The sequence below is a fragment of the Kitasatospora sp. NPDC085879 genome, assembly GCF_040686255.1.
Classification (GTDB): domain Bacteria; phylum Actinomycetota; class Actinomycetes; order Streptomycetales; family Streptomycetaceae; genus Kitasatospora.
On record NZ_JBFBJZ010000026.1, the window covers coordinates 1 to 17,448 of the forward strand.

Annotated in this window: 13 protein-coding genes and 1 pseudogene; 10 read left to right on the plus strand and 4 right to left on the minus strand. The window is 69.5% G+C overall.

The features are described from left to right. Positions 1 to 95 precede the first annotated feature (95 nt). Complete coding sequence (locus AB0P35_RS20615) at positions 96 to 332, minus strand: hypothetical protein (protein WP_363512455.1); 237 nt, start codon at positions 330 to 332, stop codon at positions 96 to 98. A gap of 7 nt (positions 333 to 339) precedes the next feature. Between AB0P35_RS20615 and AB0P35_RS20620 the strand changes: the two genes are divergently transcribed. The 6 genes from AB0P35_RS20620 (at position 340) to AB0P35_RS20645 (ending at position 4,919) form a co-directional block, all read left to right on the plus strand. After that, on the plus strand, positions 340 to 609 hold the full coding sequence (locus AB0P35_RS20620) for a hypothetical protein (RefSeq protein WP_363512457.1): 270 nt from the start codon (positions 340 to 342) through the stop codon (positions 607 to 609). A gap of 1,187 nt (positions 610 to 1,796) precedes the next feature. Continuing rightward, positions 1,797 to 2,186 (plus strand): ATP-binding protein, encoded by a 390-nt coding sequence (locus AB0P35_RS20625; protein ID WP_363512459.1) that lies wholly within the window; start codon positions 1,797 to 1,799, stop codon positions 2,184 to 2,186. A gap of 428 nt (positions 2,187 to 2,614) precedes the next feature. Beyond that, the gene (locus tag AB0P35_RS20630; RefSeq protein ID WP_363512461.1) at positions 2,615 to 2,806 is read left to right on the plus strand and encodes a hypothetical protein; all 192 of its coding nucleotides are present in this window, start codon (positions 2,615 to 2,617) and stop codon (positions 2,804 to 2,806) included. Positions 2,807 to 4,087: 1,281 nt separating this feature from the next. After that, on the plus strand, positions 4,088 to 4,345 hold the full coding sequence (locus tag AB0P35_RS20635; protein WP_363512597.1) for an HNH endonuclease signature motif containing protein: 258 nt from the start codon (positions 4,088 to 4,090) through the stop codon (positions 4,343 to 4,345). Then, the gene (locus AB0P35_RS20640) at positions 4,342 to 4,533 is read left to right on the plus strand and encodes a hypothetical protein (protein ID WP_363512463.1); all 192 of its coding nucleotides are present in this window, start codon (positions 4,342 to 4,344) and stop codon (positions 4,531 to 4,533) included. Before AB0P35_RS20635 ends, AB0P35_RS20640 begins: the two co-directional genes overlap by 4 nt. Positions 4,534 to 4,604: 71 nt before the next feature. Then, the gene (locus AB0P35_RS20645) at positions 4,605 to 4,919 is read left to right on the plus strand and encodes a LuxR C-terminal-related transcriptional regulator (RefSeq protein WP_363512465.1); all 315 of its coding nucleotides are present in this window, start codon (positions 4,605 to 4,607) and stop codon (positions 4,917 to 4,919) included. 2,685 nt (positions 4,920 to 7,604) lie between these two features. Here AB0P35_RS20645 and AB0P35_RS20650 read toward each other — a convergent pair. Further along, positions 7,605 to 8,372: a DivIVA domain-containing protein gene (locus AB0P35_RS20650; protein WP_363512467.1), complete on the minus strand. Its 768-nt coding sequence runs from the start codon at positions 8,370 to 8,372 to the stop codon at positions 7,605 to 7,607. 558 nt (positions 8,373 to 8,930) lie between these two features. Here AB0P35_RS20650 and istA point away from each other — a divergent pair. Together istA and istB are read left to right on the plus strand one after the other, a co-directional pair. After that, positions 8,931 to 10,199: an IS21 family transposase gene (gene istA, locus AB0P35_RS20655; protein WP_363512469.1), complete on the plus strand. Its 1,269-nt coding sequence runs from the start codon at positions 8,931 to 8,933 to the stop codon at positions 10,197 to 10,199. Beyond that, positions 10,199 to 11,044, plus strand: coding sequence for an IS21-like element helper ATPase IstB (istB, locus tag AB0P35_RS20660; RefSeq protein ID WP_363512471.1), 846 nt, complete (start codon positions 10,199 to 10,201; stop codon positions 11,042 to 11,044). The genes istA and istB overlap by 1 nt, the downstream gene beginning before the upstream one ends. Before the next feature lie 1,738 nt (positions 11,045 to 12,782). On the opposite strand, the gene AB0P35_RS20665 is transcribed toward istB, so the two are convergent. After that, positions 12,783 to 13,238 (minus strand): Lrp/AsnC family transcriptional regulator, encoded by a 456-nt coding sequence (locus tag AB0P35_RS20665; protein WP_363512599.1) that lies wholly within the window; start codon positions 13,236 to 13,238, stop codon positions 12,783 to 12,785. Between the two features lie 222 nt (positions 13,239 to 13,460). On the opposite strand from AB0P35_RS20665, the gene AB0P35_RS20670 reads away from it, so the two are divergent. Both AB0P35_RS20670 and AB0P35_RS20675 read left to right on the plus strand, forming a co-directional pair. Further along, positions 13,461 to 14,459 (plus strand): asparaginase, encoded by a 999-nt coding sequence (locus tag AB0P35_RS20670; protein ID WP_363512473.1) that lies wholly within the window; start codon positions 13,461 to 13,463, stop codon positions 14,457 to 14,459. Between the two features lie 57 nt (positions 14,460 to 14,516). Beyond that, a pseudogene (locus AB0P35_RS20675) lies at positions 14,517 to 15,997 on the plus strand (aspartate ammonia-lyase). 96 nt (positions 15,998 to 16,093) lie between these two features. On the opposite strand, the gene AB0P35_RS20680 reads toward AB0P35_RS20675, so the two are convergent. Beyond that, the gene (locus AB0P35_RS20680) at positions 16,094 to 17,428 is read right to left on the minus strand and encodes a cytochrome P450 (protein WP_363512475.1); all 1,335 of its coding nucleotides are present in this window, start codon (positions 17,426 to 17,428) and stop codon (positions 16,094 to 16,096) included. Positions 17,429 to 17,448 lie beyond the last annotated feature (20 nt).

The window sequence follows — 17,448 nt, forward strand, 5'->3', positions numbered from 1 at the left end:
CCGGGCCCTCGGCATGCCCACCGTCCGACGGCAACCCCACGACCTTCAACCTGGAGATCACCCCAGATCAGCCGACGCGAAGCGAAACACGGAGGCTAGGCCTGAGTCAAGTGCTGTTGGACGGCACACGGCAGCGCGTCGCGGATCAGGCAGTGCGCCGCTTGCGTGGCGGCCTGCTCAAGCGTCAGGCCTCCCAGCCCTGCCGGGCTGCAGAGCCAGTCGCCGCTGTTGCACTTGGTGATGGTCCGCGTCCTGTACTGGGTTCCCACCTCGTGGTCCAGGACACCCGGGATGATTCGCTGCAAGACCTTCGGATCGGCGAACAGCTCCACCAGCACGATGCTGCTTCCCACCGTGGAGCCGACGACGTCGGGTCCGGTGCTGAGGGCCTTCTCGACGGCAACGACCCGTCGAGTAGCCGACGAGAGCAAGGCAGCCGTCCGTGGCGAGTTTCGCGGCTTCCTCGTTCAGGCTGGCCACGACCGCCTTTTCGGCTGCGGTGGTGCCGTTCTCGTCCGGGAAGGACTTGCCCTGGAAGATGGCGAGATCAACCGGATGCAGTGCCAGGTAGTCCACCTGGACGATGTGATCGACGACGAGCCCGGCTGATGCCAATTCCGCGGTGAGGGGGTCGGTGAAGACCGTCCCTTGGTGTTGTCGCCGAATCCGCCGGCGTACAGGATCGTGATCTTCTTGCATGTGGTTGCCGGCACTGTCTGCGCCCCTGGAGCGGTCGTGCCGCCCGGTGCGGAGGGTGCGGAGGGTGCGGAGGGTGCGGAGGGTGCGGAGGGTGCGGAGGGTGCGGAGGATGCGGATGGGGCCTGGAATGGCGCCGACGGTTGTTGGCTCGGTGTCGTGACCGTGAACGTGGCGCTGGTCTGGATGGCCCCGCTGATCGCGCTGATGGTGACTGCGCCGGCAGGGGTTGATGCCGGGATCGTCAGGCCGGCGGTGAAGGTGCCGTTCGGAGCGGGGGTGGCGCTGGCCACCTGTGTCGCTCCGATGCTGATCGTGACAGCGTGCCCGAGGCTTGCCGTGTCCACCCAGCCGGTCCCGTTGACAGTCACGGACGTGCCTGCGGGACCCTGCGTGGGACTGAGGGCGATGGCCTCGCCCACGGCGAAGGCGGGACCTGCCGATAACATCCCCATGATCACCGCGATGGCCGTGGCCATCGCGGCCAAAAGCCTTCGGCTGGGAGGGGCGGCGGCGTCCCGCTCGCCTGGTGGTGCGTCAGATGTGCGTATGGGGACGCGAAGGACTGATGTTCGAGGCATGAATCACCTCTCGGTGTCCGAGGTCCCCCCACCGCCTGCGACGTTATGGGTTGCGACCAGTGAAGGCGTCCGCCGGTAAACCGAACGGGACGCTGCAGGGCCAGCCCGTTGTCGCAGGCGATGGTGCGGCGTGTCTGGCGCCCGGGGCTTGACACGGCGGGGTGAGAGGGGTAGACCGGAATAACCAAGTAATTGCTTGGGTTGTTGGGTGGTCGGTCGAGAAGCGTCGCTGTGGACCGCGTCGAGCCGGACCGTCCCTGGTGAGTGCCTGTGCGCTCTTGCGTCCCTCGTCGGCGGCTTTTCGGGCCTACGTGCCCTGCCGGGCCGCCTCCACTGCTGACTGCAACAGGACTGCTCATGTTTCTCGCACCTGTTTCTACTCGGAGTCCCGGTTCGGGCGATGCCGAGGTCCTGGCACTGCGGTCGTACGGATCGGCAGGTTCCGGGGGACGCGGCACTGACCGGGTGAACCGGTCTTCACGCCGGTGGACGTTCGCAGTGGCGCCGGGAGCGGAGGCCGTGCCGCTGGCCCGGCACGCCGTCGCCGGGATTCTCGAGGCATGGGGTGTCGGCCTGGAGCCGGACCTGGAGTACGCGGTGGCGCTGATCGTGACAGAACTGGTCACGAACGCGGTGGTACACGCGGGGCGGGTCACGCCGCGCATAGCCGTGACGGTGGAGGCCGGGGAGAGCGGCGGGCTCGGCGTGGGCGTGGGGGACAACGATCCCGGGCGGCCTTCGGCCGGCGCGGCGCCGATGGACGCGACCGGCGGCCGCGGCCTGGCGATCATCGAGGTGCTGCTCGCCGAGCTGGGCGGAGACACTGTCACGTGGCGCAATGCGGACGGTGGCAAGACGGTGTGGGTGCAATTTCCCGCAGCGGGGCGATGCACGGAGTGTGCGGCGTGAGCCGCGTGGCTCCTGCCTCCCGGTTGTCGGGCAGGCGCGGGGCTGACGGTCTTGGACGCTTCGCCCGCGTGGAAGGCATGCGGTCGCGCTACGGGGGCTCCTGTCTACCGTCCGTGTCGGCCTGTGCGGGGGCAGCTTCGAGCAAGGGCGGCGGTCGGCCCGAGAAGCCGGGCTGGCGCAGGTGGGTCCTCAGCTGTCCAGGCTCCGGCCGACGACCGGCAACTGGTTCGTGTGCTGCCGGAGTGCTGGGCTGTTCGAGTCAGAGACGGACCGTTCTGCGCCGCCATCGGATCGGGGAGGGCGCGGTGGATTCGGTGTTGGGCCTGCAGGCTCTGGCGGGGGTCGGGCTGCGCAGGTAGAGAGGAGCTCCGGTCGCGGCAGCGGGGGCTGAGTTTTGTCAGTTGTACGGATGCGAGGAGTGGGTGGTCATGGAGAAGGAGATCGAGGAGTCTCGTTGTGCCGCGGTGGAGAGTCTGAGCCACTGTGGTGACCCCGAGATCGACCATCTGATCGACGAGATCAAGAGCCCGGAGAGCACCCGGGCGCTGTACGAGATGCCCGTGAGAGTGCCCCGCCAACGGACGGGGTCTTCCGCCGGGCAGTCCGGGAACGGCAGCTGAGGACGCGGCGGGTCGGCATGGTTCGAACGGAACGGCGGGTGCGAGTGTTCCGTGAGGCCCCCGGCCAGTGGACCTGGGAGTGCCGCGCCTCGCGGATCGGATGCCAATCCACCCGGCGTTGCTCCGGATCGCCCCACAGCAGTCAGATGGATGCACTGGAAGCCGCGCTCGCACACGTACGGCACCGGCGCAGAGCGGGAGAGGCAGTCCCGTTCCTGATTCTGTGCACCGTCGCCGCGCTCGGTATCGGGACCGGAGTCGCAGGCTGGTTTGCCGCCGCCATCGATCGTCTGTGAGCCGGACCGATCCCACGCAGGAACCCTGCGCCGGCTCGGGGCGGTCCGGCGACCGGCCGACACCGGCCCGCGCAACTTCGACACCGATGGACCCCGGGCTGCCCTCGGGCAGCATGAGCATGCGATGGTGCGTCACCTACCGCACAAGGTGACGCACCATCGCATGGCAGTGGCGCAGCCGCTTCGAGCCGCAGCTGCGCCACCTGATGGGGGAGCGGCACCGTCTCCTCTCCCCGGCGGGGAAGGTAGTGGCTGCGATGGCACACGGGGAGGCCCAGTGCGGCTTTTGGGGTCGGTGGGCCTCACAGGTGGGGGCTGAGCGATGGGCGTCACGTACCGCCTGCCCGCACGGTGAGCCACGCGGTTCCGAGCGGTCCCGTGTGAGATCGTCCGGCCGTGTCCGGACCGATCCCAGCACTATGCAGCCGGCAGCATGTGGAGCTCGCCGCCGGGCCGTGCGGTTGCCAACGGAGAAGCGGGGCCAGGGCAGCCTTCGCCATGCCGTCCTGTCGCCGTGGTCACCGTTGGACAGCCCGTCCAGGGTGGTCTGAAGGCAGACACGCGCCACATGGCGGATGTTCCTGCTCCGGATCGACCGCAACGTGGTGGATGACGGGCCCTTTCCGGGGGCCGTCGCGATTCATCAGCTCGTCTGAGGCGGTGGCACCTTGACCGTGAAATCCCGCACAGCGGATCCCCCGCCCCCTTGCCATTGCCAGGCCACCGAGGTGGAGCCGCAGACCGCGGTGGACGGGGCGGACGATCCCGGTGGCGAGCGGTCCCGGTGCCAGTCCGGGCATCTGTGGTACGGCCGCCTCAAACCGTCGCGAGTGGGCGTCCAGACCCAGGACTGGTGTGTCTGCTGCGGCAGAACGCGCGATCTGCGGGGGCAGTGACGGGTGTGGAGAGGTACGTCATCGCCTATGGAATGGCCCGGACCGAGGCGCGCGAACTACTCCATCGGCGGTAGCCCGGGACCTGCGGGATATGCGGACAGCGGCTGCCCGACGACTACCTCCACTCGCAGGACGTCAACATCGACCACATCCGCCCCTGGGGACACGGCGGCCCCGACACCCTGGAGAACATTCAGATCGCCCACAAGACGTGCAACCTCGCCGACGCCAGCTCCTGTACGGGCTGCCCCGGATGCCCTGAGCAGCACGGTGGACGCCACAGCCGGGAGCAGTCGACGACCGCGCCGGGCGCCACCTGCCCGACAGGACAGGGCGACTCGCAGTGACCATGCAGGAGTTCCTGATGACCAGAGAAGCGCTGAGGCAAGAAGTCGAGCGACTGGTAGGGCATGCGCCGGTCCTCGCAGAGACCACCGACCGGATCATGGCAGCCGTCGATGTCTACCTGTTGGACCAGCGCCGCTGCCACCTCGATGACGCCGAAGACGGCGAGCTGGGCGGCATGTGGCGCTAGATCCGCACGGATCCCGCCGCCGGCACGTAGGCACAGAAGAGAGCACAACGTTGAACACAACGAGAATTTCCATGCTGGGGTTGCTCACCGACCGTCAACTCACACTGCTGCGAATGATCGCCTCCGGAATGACACAGGCGAGAGCCGCGGAGGAGGTGGGAAAGTCGGAAGCCACGGTGAATCACATGATGCACGTCATACGGCAGCGACTCGGGGCCGCCTCCACTGCAGAGGCCGTCGCCGCAGCGGGCATGGTCCAGTTGCCGGTGACGCTCAGGCGGCGGAGAAGGCGCCTGCCACCACCCGACGACGATCCACGGTTCGCGATTCGTGGGATGCGGCAAGTGCGCGACCACCACGGGATCATCCGATGGCAGAAGACGTGACCGGGCAGCACACAGGCCCCGAACTGGTCGCTGGCTGCGCCCTGGTGACGGACAAGGCTCCTGGTTGTCGGGTTCGAGGTACGGCTGCTGATCGAGCTGAACTGTGTCGGGAAGCTGCACTGGTTGCGGCAGCTGGTCGATCGGTCGCACCGCCCTTCCCGTGATGGCGCCCCGAACAAGGCCGGGCTCCAGACGCCGCGGCGGACCCGCGAGAGTGCCGAGGCGCTGGCCCACCACACCGACGGTGCCCGCATCGCGGGTCTGCTTGCACAGAGTTGCCTCGGAACAGGGTGGCCCCTTTCCGCTGGGCCCGCCCGGGACAAGACCCCAACTTCTCCTGGCGGGCCTCGCGGTTCCCTGCGACGGTCGGAGGCAGGCCGTGCTCGAGGTCCGCCGCCGGCTCTTCTGTTTCCGTGCCTGGTGTGCCGCCCGGCAGACTGCGCCGCACGTTGGCAGCAGGTCGCTCCTCCGTGGGGCCGGTGCGTTCGCCTTGAGGGGCCGGCCGACGCGGTGGGCGCCCAGGCGGACCCGCGCCTGTGCCCGGAACACCTCGCACGATCACAACGGCGGCGTGGCGCGCAACGCTCGTGTCTGCAGCACCGAGATGGGGGCGAATCGGAAAGCCGATGAGCACTGCGGGAAGGATCTGCCCCGCAAGGCTCATCGATGTGGCGTACTTTCGCTCCCCGGGCTCCCCGGGCTCCCCGGGCTCCCGGGAGCTGGTCGCTGGCGCTGCCAGTCGTGTGCCGGGTGCGGCGCCTTCGGGTGACGACGAGGAGGCTGGCGCCCGGACGGTCAGGCGGTTGCCACTGGCGGTGACAGTGCCGAGCTCGGCATCGTCGACGTGGTGGAGTCAGAGGTCTTGGAGGAAATCGTCAGTCACGACCGTTCGTGATCACGGCGCTGATGACGCTCCGTGGGCCCTGGCGCGGAAGTGATCCAGAGCCAGTTCTTCACGAACCCGCGACAACCGGTGAACCATGGGCCGGCTGAATCCGTTCATCCGAGTAAGCCAGCCAGCAGCCGGACCTGCTGTTCCCGTCCACTGTCCGACGAGTTGCCCCAGGAGAATACCGTGATCACCTTCCGTGGCCCTTGGCGGATTAGGGTCGTCACCAAGTCCGCCAGATTCGACCAGCGCCTGGTGGTCAGGACCGCCACGAGAACTGTGATCATTCCTGGCAACGAGGGGGTCTCCCGCGTCATCGACGAGCACACGTGGAGCCTGTCGTTGGAACACAACCACTGGGGCGCGGGATGGCGGCCCAACATCCGGGTCACCCCTGGTCCCGTCTCCACATGTGCTGGTGGTCGCAGCCAGGAACTGTGGAGCACGGACTGGGACTTCGAGGGGCACGACCCCAACCGGCGGAACCTCGTGATCCGCCTGGACCAGATCGTAGACATGCAAGAGGCCCCGACGCCGACCCCCAGCCCGGCCAGGCTCGTCGACCGGATTCCCACTGCCATACCCGGCATTCGGACAACCCCGGGATCGGATTCCCCCGTCGGTACCGCGCCCAGTTACTCGCCCGTGGGCGCCCCCGCGATACCCGCTGTTGAGCGTCACGGACAGTCGACGGCCGGCCAAGGGCAGGCGGACACGGGTCGCGAGTGGCGCCGCTGATGGTCTGGATCCGCCACGTCATCTGGAGGAGACCGACCAAGCTGCCGTCGGTCGGCGCTGTTGGGGACGCCCGATGTCGAGAGCAGTCGGGGGAGTGGAGTCCGCCTGCCCCGGTGCACCCCGACGGGCCACCCGCTGCCGTTGTTCGGCGCGCCTTGTTCCACGAGGCGGAAGTGTTGAAGTGGGGATCTGCAGAGTGACCGTCGCCGGGCCGACGCCGGCTCATGTGCCGGAAGCCGCACTCCTGGTGCGGGCCGTTCCCAAGGCCCAATGATCGTCGGAATCTGCTGGTCGGGCACGCAGCAGGTGTGGCTGGGGGTGGTGCCGTACGGGTTTGCGCAAGGCAGGGGGAGTACAGCGAGCGTTTGGTAGAGCTTGCAGGCCTGGGCAGGACGTGGCGTCCGCGGGCAGGCGGGGTCGGTCGGCCGGGGAACGTGCCCAGGGCCGGCTCGCGGCCGGTGAGATCCGGGGACGGGTGTCCCGGGCGGGCAATGGCCTGTTTCGGCCCGCCGTACATCGGACCGGCTCTAGAGACGTCCCCCAGCGGCAGCCGCCGCCCCGATCGGGAGCAGGTTGGTCCCCGGCGGCCGGTCCTCTTGGACCCGCTCGCAAGAGTGCAGCCATGGGGCCGACCTGCGCGTGGGCGCCTACCCCGAAGATCGGCGAGCTGCCCGTATCGGGACGCGTACAGCGGAAACCGGCTCTTCCCTGCGAGTGTCGCTGCGCGGTCTGTGGCCACACCCATCGGTACACCCGGGGCCGCTCTGCACGGCCCGCCCGTTCATTACCGGAGGCACCCCTCCCGGGGGCCTGGCCGTGCGTGTTCCGGACAACGGTGTCCGCTGACATTCGCTGCGCCTCGGTATCCGCCGGCTTGCCCGTTTGGCCTCCCGGGCCCGTGCTGTGACCTCGCGTGCTGTGCAGTTGGCAGCCCGGCTGCTCCCAGTGCGTCCTGGGAGAACGCGGTGCTTTGGTGGCCGTGCGGACTGTGACGGTACGTTCCGCGCGGTGCGGTCGCCGCGCTGCGCGCGGGCGTGTCTGGCTGGGAGCGGGCGGTTTCATGTCCGCCGTGTGCGCTGGTTGTCGAGACGGAGTAGCACACCTGACGCGGGGTCCGCCTTTGGGGCGTCGTGCTGGGTGGATGCGGTCTCTTCGTGGCTCCCCGTGTCTTGCCTGCCGACGAGTTGCGGGTCGCGGGACGGTGCGATGTCGCTCGTCTGTGCGGCTGTGACAAGATCGGTGCCAGCTCCCTCCGGCTCCAGGTGTTGCATCTGCTGCCTCAGGAACGACTTCACCTTGGACCGGTACTCCCGTTCCACCGTGCGGAGCCTGTCGATCTCGGCTTCGAGGGCGCTCCGGTCGGCTTCCAATGCGTTCAGCACTGATCGGCATTCCTCTCGGGTCTGCTGTTCCAGGGCGTGTGCGGCTGACCGTGCTGCGGCTTCCAGATCGGTGGCGCGGCGTTGTGCTGCGGCGATGGTGGCTTCCGCCTCGCGGCGGGCCGCGGTGACTTCCTTGTCGGCCACCTGCTGGGCCAGCTCGAGGAGCCGTTGGGCATTGGTGGCGCTCTTCTCCGACGGGTTCTGGCGGCCGTCGGCCGGGGGCGGCCCCGGTGCTCCCCCCAGGTGGGTGTGCTGGTCGGCTTCGCGGCCGCCGAGCGCGGCCGCAGCCAGCCTGTTACGCAGCGCCTCGTTCGCCCGGAGCAGTTCGCAGAACTCTTCCTCGACTTCGTCGAGGAACTCGTCGACCTCCTGAGGGCGGTATCCGTGCCGGAGGCGCACCGTGGTGAACTCTTTGGCGCGGAGTGCTTCGAGGGTCAGCGGCATGGGTTCACCTCTGAGAGGGGTCGGGGGACCGTGAGGATCGGCAGGTTGCGCGTGCGGCAGACCTGTGTGGGCCGTGCGGCCGGAGGGTCGTGGCCGCTGCTCGGGTGTTCCGGCGCCCGGATCCTCGGGGTGCGACGGCCGGGCCAGAAGGCCCGATGCCGTCTGTATGCAGACAGTCGTATGGGGATTTTGTATCTACTCCGTGAGTCCGAAGTCCAGGTTTTCCGCGCAGGTTCTCGTGGAGTTGGGCCCGTGGTCCCACACGCAGGTGCCCCTGGCGCATCCGGCAGGCAGCCCTCCGCATCGGTGTGCTGTCCGAGGGCGCATGAGGCGAGTCTTCGCGGCTGCACCCGTGCTCGCCTGAAGTGCCCGAAGGTGCGCGAACAGCGCCCGAATGGCGCGCGCCTGCCAGGGTTCGGGACCGGCCTGGCAGCGTGAACGTGGGCATTTGTCGGCGACGGGTGAAACGAGGACCACGGACGGCGGATCAAAAGAGGGTCGCTCTGCGATCTCTTGATCATCGTGACTTCAATGCTCGGAGGTCAGGAGGAAGAGAGGGTGATCCGTGTGGAGGACTGGGCCGAGATTCGCCGGTTGCACCGGTCGGAGGGGTTGTCGGCCCGGGCTGTGGCCCGGCAGCTGGGGATCTCTCGGGGCACGGTGTCGCGGGCGCTGGCCTCGGACCGACCGCCGAAGTACCAGCGGCCGCTGAAGGGCTCGGCGGTGGACGCGGTGGAGCCGGCAGTCCGGGAGCTGTTGAAGCAGACTCCGACGATGCCGGTCACGGTGATCGCGGAGCGGATCGGCTGGGAGCGCGGCCTGACGATCCTGCGTGAACGGGTCCGCGAGCTGCGGCCGGCCTACCTGCCCGTTGATCCGGTCTCGCGGACGGTCTATCAGCCGGGCGAGCTCGCCCAGTGCGACCTGTGGTTCCCGCCGGTGGACATCCCGGTGGGCTATGGGCAGTGCGGGCGGCCGCCGGTTCTGGTCATCGTCTCCGGGTATTCGCGGGTGATCACCGCCCGGATGCTGCCCTCGAGGCAGAGCGGCGACCTGATCGACGGCCACTGGCGGCTATTGGCCGACGGCTGGGGCGCCGTTCCCAAGATGCTGGTCTGGGATAACGAGCCGGGGGTCGGCAAAGGCAGACCGACCAGCGAGTTCGCCGCGTTCGCCGGCCTGCTCGCGGTCAGGGTGCATCTCTGCCGGCCCCGCGACCCCGAGGCGAAGGGCCTGGTCGAGCGCGCGAACGGCTACCTGGAGACCAGTTTCCTGCCCGGCCGGACCTTCACTGGCCCGGACGACTTCAACGCCCAGCTGACCGCCTGGCTGCAGGTCGCCAACCGCAGGCAGCACCGCTCGATCGACGCCCGCCCGGCGGACCGCTGGGAGGCCGACCGGGCCGCGATGCTCACCGTCCCGCCCGTCACCCCGCCCAACTGGTGGCGTTTCCACACCCGCCTCGGCCGCGACCACTACATCCGCGTCGACACCTGCGACTACTCCGTCCACCCCCGCGCGATCGGCCACCGCGTCATGGTCCGCGCAGACAACGAGGAGATCACTGTCACCTGCGGCAACGACATCGTCGCCCGGCACACCCGCTGCTGGGCCAGGCATCAGACCCTGACCGATCCCGAGCACGCCGCCGCGGCGAACGCCCTGCGCGGCGAGGTCATCCACCAGCAGGCCGCCCGCGCGCACGCCGCCCGGGCCGCACTCCTGGCCCCGGACAGCCTCGGCATCGAGGTCGAGCAACGCGAACTCCACTCCTACGACCGCATGTTCACCCTCATCGAGGGCGGCGCCGGAAAGGAGGACACCTGATGACCCGCACCGCGACCGCCACCAGTCGCACCACCACGACCGACACGGCCAAGCAGAACGGCCAGGCGGCCCGAACGGGCCGGCAGACCGCCGCCGACCTGGCCTTCCTCGCCCGCGCGATGAAGGCCCCCGCGCTGCTCGACGCCGCCGAGCGCCTGGCCGAGCGCGCCCAAGCGGAGTCCTGGACCCACACCGAGTACCTGGTCGCCTGCCTGCAGCGCGAGGTCTCGGCCCGGGACAGCCACGGCGGCGAGGGCCGCATCCGCGCGGCCCGCTTCCCGGCGGTCAAGACCATCGAGGAGCTCGACCTCGCCCATCTGCGGGGCATGACGCGCCAACAACTCGCCCATCTGGGAACATTGGACTTCATAGCGGCCAAGGAGAACGTGGTCTTCCTCGGACCGCCGGGCACCGGCAAGACCCACCTCGCCACCGGACTCGCGGTCCGGGCCTGCCAGGCCGGGCACCGCGTCGCGTTCGCCACCGCCTCCCAGTGGGTCGACCGTCCCGCCGCCGCCCACCAGGCCGGCCGGCTCCAGGACGAACTGGTCAGGCTCGGCCGTTACCCGCTGATCGTGATCGACGAGGTCGGCTACATCCCGTTCGAACCGGAGGCCGCGAACCTGTTCTTCCAGCTGATCTCGAACCGCTACGAGAGGGCCAGCGTGATCGTCACCTCGAACAAGCCCTTCGGGCGCTGGGGAGAGACCTTCGGTGACGAGACCGTCGCCGCCGCCATGATCGACCGACTCGTCCACCACACCGAGGTCCACTCCCTCAAAGGCGAGTCCTACCGCATGCGCGGCCGCGAACTCGGCCGCACCCCGACCACCAGCAACGACTGAACAAGACCGCACGATGGCCCACGATTGACCCGATCAGACCGGCCCGATTTCAGCCGTTGCCGACAGCATTTCCCCCGTTTTCCTCGGCGGCCTGCGCTTCTTCGGTATGCCTGCCGGGGAGTGGGGGGGCGGGGACTCTCGAATAGCCTGGCTTGGCCCGCATAACCATGCGAACCTCGACGGTCGGCGCAGGGAGCCGGAGCTGGCCAGTCGGCAGTTGAGAGGGCGAAGTGCGTCGGGTGAAAGCAGCAGTCGAGGTCCGGGTCCCGCAGCTCCTGACCACTACTACGAACGGCGCCGTCCGCCCCCGGCGGCCCAAGGGGGCCGTGGACTTCGTTGCGGCGGTCGCCGTGCTGACCCGCGCCCGGGCGGGTGTACCCCTGCCAAGCCAAGCCGTGCCGGACCGGACCGGACCGGTGACTGCGATCGGGCCGGCTCTCTCCTGGGGCAGGAGACGCCCTTGTCGCGATGGCTAGGCCCGGGGGTTCCTCGTCTGCGGACCCTCGCGCCGGTCGCCAGGTGAGGTGTCGTGGATGGTTTGGGCGGGACATTGGCAGGCGGGGCACAGTTCGTGGCGGCCGTCGGCGGTGATCACGGTCCCCCAGCCGCGGCATTCGGTGCAATTGCGAGCGCGCTCGATGTCGGCGCGGGGGGCAGGAGCTGTGGGGTGGGCTCCGTGCTGCATAGGTGATGGTCCTCGGTAGAGCTTTTATCACGTCCATCTACTTTGTCATGGTTCGGTGGGAATCGTTTATGGTTCCGGTCGCCTACTGGCGGACAGCCGGGGGCCTGCCCCCAGCGCCGACGCCCGCAGGGGCTGCCCCTGTCTGTTGCCAACGTGCGGCGGAGCGCCGACCGGGCGCAGGGCGTGAAGACGCCGTGGTGCGGTGCCCCGGCTGAAGCGGTCGGGCCAACCGCTGAGCCGCCAGCCGGGCGCTCGCGCGGTAAGGCGAGCGCATCAGCCGGGGCACTCCGGGCGGCGGCCTCCAACTCTCGCAGCCGATGACCTGCTTGACCTCGGCCCATTCCGCAACTGGCCGGCGCGCTGCGGGGGACAAGGGTGCCGGTCATGCGAAAGGGCCCCGAGCCCGCGGGACGAGAGGGTTCGGCTGTCGCCCGGAGCGGGGAGCGGCCCTTGCCGTGCTGATGGACAACGGCGCTGCCGCCGCCGTCGTCTCCCCGCCCTTCCGGGGCGGTACTCCGCTGCGCCGGACGGACCGGGCCGACGGGCCGTGGGGCACCGGAAACGCCGCGGCCGGGTGCTGCCCTGAACCTGCTGGCGGCAAGGCGCCAGCCTGTGCTTTTCCGACCGTACTTGGGGGTCGTTCGGCTGCCGGGAATCAGGGCGGGCGGCAGCCCGAGCAGGCGGCGGCGCGGCCCCGGCTCTTGGGGCGCGGCGGATGCATCGGCGGCGCGGCATTCCGGGGGAAAGTATGCCGCGCCGCCGGTGCGGCGCCCGCGTGGAGCGCCGTCGGCGGCATGGCTGCCGACCTGAAGACACGGGGCGAAGGTCTGCGGCCGGGCAGTGTGCAGGGCCCGGCCGCAGACGGGGAATCGCGGTTCCGTACCCGTCGCCCCAGTGTCGGGAGAAGATCACCACTCTTCCCTGGGGCGAACACTATTTCCTTCCTGCGTGCCGGAGGGAGGCCCAAGCCCGTTGGGCCCGGGGGTGGGGTGGTAGGCCCAACTGCCCGGCTCCGAACGGGAACCCGCCGTCGGCGCCGTCGGGTTGTAGGTGTCAGCGTCCGACGGGCAGGCCGCGCGGTTCCTTGATCCGTTTCATGATGATCTGGGAATTGACCTCGGTGATGCCGGAGAGGGAGGTGAGCCGATCGATCCACAGCCGCTCGTAGGCGCCGATGTCGGTGACCGCGATCCGCAGCAGGCAGCCCGGGCTGCCGAACAACCGATAGGCCTCCACCACGTCGGGGATGTCCTGGAGCGCGGCCTCAAACGCCTCGACGGCCAGGCGGTCGCGTTTCACCTCGACCGAGACGAGAACCTCGAAGCCGCGTCCGACCGCCTCGGGATCCAGGACGGCCCGGTAGCCGCGGATCACTCCGTCCTGCTCCAGCTGCCGCACCCGCCGCATGCACGGCGAGGCCGTCAGACCCACCCGTTGGGCCAGCTCCTGGTTGGTCAGCCGCCCGTCCTCCTGTAGCTCGCGCAAAATCCTGAGATCAATCTCGTCCATGGCGCAATTATCCACCCGGATCTGGCGATCAAGACGCAAAAATTCGCAATCCGTTTGCGCATGTTTGGCCGTATTGTGCGCTCATGCCCAGTCTGCCGCCGGTCCTGGGCGGAGACCATCCCCCAGACCCCGCGGCGCCCGCCGCGGCTGCGGCGGCCCCGCTCCCCGCGCGACCTGGCACCCGGACCCGAACGGACCCGAGCAGAAGGAGGCACACACCCGATGGGACGTGTCGTCGTGGTGAGCACCGGTGGAACAATCGCAAGCCGGCGGCAGGGCTCCGGATATGCCGCCCAGGCCGACGGCCACGAGGTCCTTGCCGCCCTCACCACCCCGGGCACCACCGCAGAGGTCGTCGACCTCTTCACGATCAACAGTGCCCACCTGACCACCGCCCACCAACTCGCCCTGCTGCGCACGGTGCACGAGGTGCTGGCGGACCCGACCGTGGACGGCGTGGTGGTCACCCACGGCACCGACACCCTGGAGGAATCGGCGTTTTTGCTCGACATCCACCACCACGATCGGCGTCCGGTCGTATTCACCGGTGCGCAGCGCCCCTTGGACGACCGGGACACGGACGCACGCCGCAACCTGCGCGATGCCCTGCTCGCCGCGGCGACACTTCACGACCTGGGGGTGCTGGTCGCCTTCGACGGCCTGCTCCACGCAGCCCGCGGTACCGTCAAGACCCAGACTCTAGACCAGGACGCGTTCGCCGATCCCTCTGGCCAGCGGATCGGCGTGATCCGACAGGACCGCGTGTTGGTGGAACGACACCCTGTCCGATCACTGCCGCTCGCGCTCCCGACCGCCGCCGCTCCGCCGCGCGTCGATGTGGTCATGCACCACTGCGACGGCGACCCCGTCCTCCTGAGAGCAGCCGCTGCCGCCGGCGCCCAAGGGATCGTGCTTGTCGCGACCGGAGCGGGCAACGCCACCGGCGCGATGACCCGGGCGGTCGCCGACGCGGTGGACTCGGGCATCCTCGTCGCCTTGACCACGCGCGTTGCCGCCGGTCCCGTGACCCCCCTCTACACCCGCGGCGGGGCCGTCGATCTGATCGCGGCCGGCGCCGTACCCGCTGGGACCCTGCGCGCGGGACAGGCACGCACTGCCGTCCTCGCCGCGGCCTTGGCCAGCCCAGGCCCGGCCGAACGCGTCGCGCTGCTGCGCCGGATCCTCACCGCGGCGCCCGCCGCACCCGAAGCCCGGCCCTGACCGACCCTGCCGGGCGAACTCCTGCCCCGGCCCGACACAGACGGAGAGAGCCCAGTCATGTCCCCGACCCCCGACAGTCCTCCCTCGGCCGACAACACCGTGCTGGCCCACCGCATCGAGCACGACCTGCTGGGCGAGCGGGAGATCCCGGCCGATGCCTACTACGGCATCCACACGCTGCGCGCGGTGGAGAACTTCCCCATCACCGGTACCACCGTTGCCATCCAGCCCGACCTGGTCGCCGCGCTCGCCTGCGTCAAGCAGGCTGCGGCCCTGGCCAACCGCGACTTGGGGCTGCTGGACGCGGGCAAGGCGCAGGCGATCGCCGCGGCGTGCACGGAGATCCGCGCGGGCCGGCTGCACGGTGAGTTCGTCGTCGACGTCCTCCAAGGCGGCGCCGGAACATCCACCAACATGAACGCCAACGAGGTCATCGCCAACCGGGCGCTGGAGATCCTCGGCCGTGCCAAGGGCGACTACCTGCACCTGCACCCGCTGGAGGACGTGAACGCGGGTCAGAGCACCAACGACATCTATCCGACCGCGGCCAACGTCGCCCTGCATATGGCGGCCGGCCGTCTGCTGGATGCCATGGGGGTGCTACGCGAGGCCTTCGCGGCCAAGGCCGAGGAGTTCGCCGATGTTCTCAAGGTGGGACGCACCCAGCTCCAGGACGCCGTGCCCATGACGCTCGGCCAGGAGTTCACCGCGTTCGCTCTCATGATCGAGGAGGACCGCAGTCGCCTGACCGAGGCGTGCGAGCTGATATGCGAGATCAACCTCGGCGGTACGGCGATCGGCACCGGTCTCAACGCCCACCCGCACTATGCGGCACTGGCCTGCCGCTATCTGGCCGATATCGCTGGCGTCCCGGTGACGACGGCCGATGACCTCGTGGAAGCAACTCAGGACGCGGGTGCGTTCGTCCAGTTCTCCGGGGTCCTCAAGCGGATCGCAGTCAAGCTCTCCAAGACCTGCAATGACCTGCGCCTGCTGTCCTGCGGTCCCCGCGCAGGCTTCGGCGAGATCAACCTGCCACCCGTGCAAGCCGGTTCCAGCATCATGCCCGGCAAGGTCAACCCGGTGATTCCCGAGGTCGTCAACCAGATCGCCTTCGAGGTCATCGGCAACGACGTCACCGTCACCTTCGCCGCCGAAGCCGGTCAGCTCCAACTCAACGCGTTCGAACCGGTCATCGTGCACAGCCTGCTCAAGAGTCTGACCCACCTGCGGGCGGGTTGCCTGACCCTCGCCGAACGCTGTGTCGCCGGGATCACCGCCAACCGCGAGCACCTTTCCCACCAGGTGGCCCGCTCGATCGGCCTGGCGACTGCCCTCAATCCGCACATCGGCTACGAGCAGGCGACTGCATCGCCCAGCAGGCGCTGGCCACCGGTGCCAGCGTGTTCGACCTTGCTGTCGCCAGGGGCCTGCTGAGTGCCGAGCGGCTCCAGGAGATCCTGAGGCCCGACAACCTCGTCGGATCCCCGAACACCGCCCCGGCGGTGCCATGCCAGTCGGCTCGCGTGGACGCCTGAGCGGACCCGCGGCCTCGCACGAGCCCCAGTTGGCGTCCGGTCGTCCGTCGGGGGTGGTGTGTGCGGGCCGCGGCCGTGGGGTGGATCCCCGCCCGGTCACGGGCGCCGCGACTCCAGCGTCATCGGGAGCCTGTCGGGGCGCAGCGTCGACAGGGGAAGCTCGCGGACGGTGTACCCGGGGTCGGGGACGAGCCGCCAGCGCGCGCCGATGGTGGCCACTGCGACGGCCATCTCGGTGAGGCCGAAGTGGTCGCCGATGCACTTGTGCCGCCCGGCGCCGAAAGGAAGGTAGGTGCCGCGCTCGGGCTCGTGTTCCCAGCGGTCCGGGTCGAAGCGGCCCGCGTCGGGATAGATCGTAGGGTCACGGTGCATGGTGGCCGGGCTGAAGAGGAGTTCGGCGCCGGCCGGGATGCGTACTCCTGCGTGCTCGACGGCGGTGGTGGTGCGCCGCATAGTGACCCAGGTCGGGGTGTGCAGGCGCAGGGCCTCGAAGATGACCTGGCGGGTGTAGGCGAGCGCCGGGACGTCGTCGAAGGTGACCGGCCGACCGCCGAGGACGGTGTCGATTTCGTGATGGATGCGTTCCTCGACATCCGGGTGGCGGCCCACCGCGTGGAACAGCCAGGCCAGGGCGGTGCCGGTGGTCTCCGTCCCGGCGATCAGGATCGTCATGAGTTCGTCGTGCAGCTGCTCGTGGCTCATCGGCTCGCCGGTGTCCTCGTCGCGCGCGTTCGCCAGCATCGACAGCAGGTCGCCCCGGTCCTGGGCATCCGCGCGGTAGACCGCCACGATGTCATCAACGATTTCCCTCAGGCCCGCCCGGGCGCGTTCGAAGCGCCGGTTCGCGGGCGTGGGCAGCTTCTCCAGCCCGTCGAGCGGGGACATCGCCCGTTGGATGACTCCCTGCAGGAAAACGGGCAGCCACTGCTGGACGGCGGCCATCGCACGGTCGCCGGCGTCGCAGTGGAACAGGGCTCTGGTGGTGACCTTGGACGTTAGCTCGTAGATGGCCCGGTCCGCATCGATCTGCTGCCCCGGCCGCCATGCGGCGGTGACGGCGAGCGTCTGCTCGCGCATCACCTCCGTGTAGGCGCGGAGGCGTTCGCGGTGGAAGGCCGGCAGCATGAGGCGGCGCTGCCGCAGGTGGAAAGCGCCCTCGGAGGTGGCGATGCCGTTGCCGACGAAGGGGCGTGTCTTGTCGAACACCCGCCCCTTGGCGTATTGGTCGGCTTCGGTGACCAGGATGCGGTGGATCAGCGCGGTGGAGTTGACCACATACACCGGGCGCAGCCCGAGGCGGAGGACGACCACGTCGCCCTGGCCGCGAAGGGACTGCAGCATGGCCACGGGCGAGCGCAGGAGTGCAAGCGTGTGCCCGATCAGGGGGATCCGTCCCGGGGCGGTGAGGGGTGTCTGCGGGGTGCTGGCCATGGTCGCCTCGGGTGTGTGGT

Coding starts and splice junctions, on each gene's coding strand:
- AB0P35_RS20620 (WP_363512457.1), top strand. CDS start 340: ATGCTGCTTCCCACCGTGGAGCCGACGACGTCGGGTCCGGTGCTGAGG.
- AB0P35_RS20630 (WP_363512461.1), top strand. CDS start 2,615: ATGGAGAAGGAGATCGAGGAGTCTCGTTGTGCCGCGGTGGAGAGTCTG.
- AB0P35_RS20645 (WP_363512465.1), top strand. CDS start 4,605: ATGCTGGGGTTGCTCACCGACCGTCAACTCACACTGCTGCGAATGATC.
- AB0P35_RS20650 (WP_363512467.1), bottom strand. CDS start 8,372: ATGCCGCTGACCCTCGAAGCACTCCGCGCCAAAGAGTTCACCACGGTG.
- istB (WP_363512471.1), top strand. CDS start 10,199: ATGACCCGCACCGCGACCGCCACCAGTCGCACCACCACGACCGACACG.
- AB0P35_RS20665 (WP_363512599.1), bottom strand. CDS start 13,238: ATGGACGAGATTGATCTCAGGATTTTGCGCGAGCTACAGGAGGACGGG.
- AB0P35_RS20670 (WP_363512473.1), top strand. CDS start 13,461: ATGGGACGTGTCGTCGTGGTGAGCACCGGTGGAACAATCGCAAGCCGG.
- AB0P35_RS20680 (WP_363512475.1), bottom strand. CDS start 17,428: ATGGCCAGCACCCCGCAGACACCCCTCACCGCCCCGGGACGGATCCCC.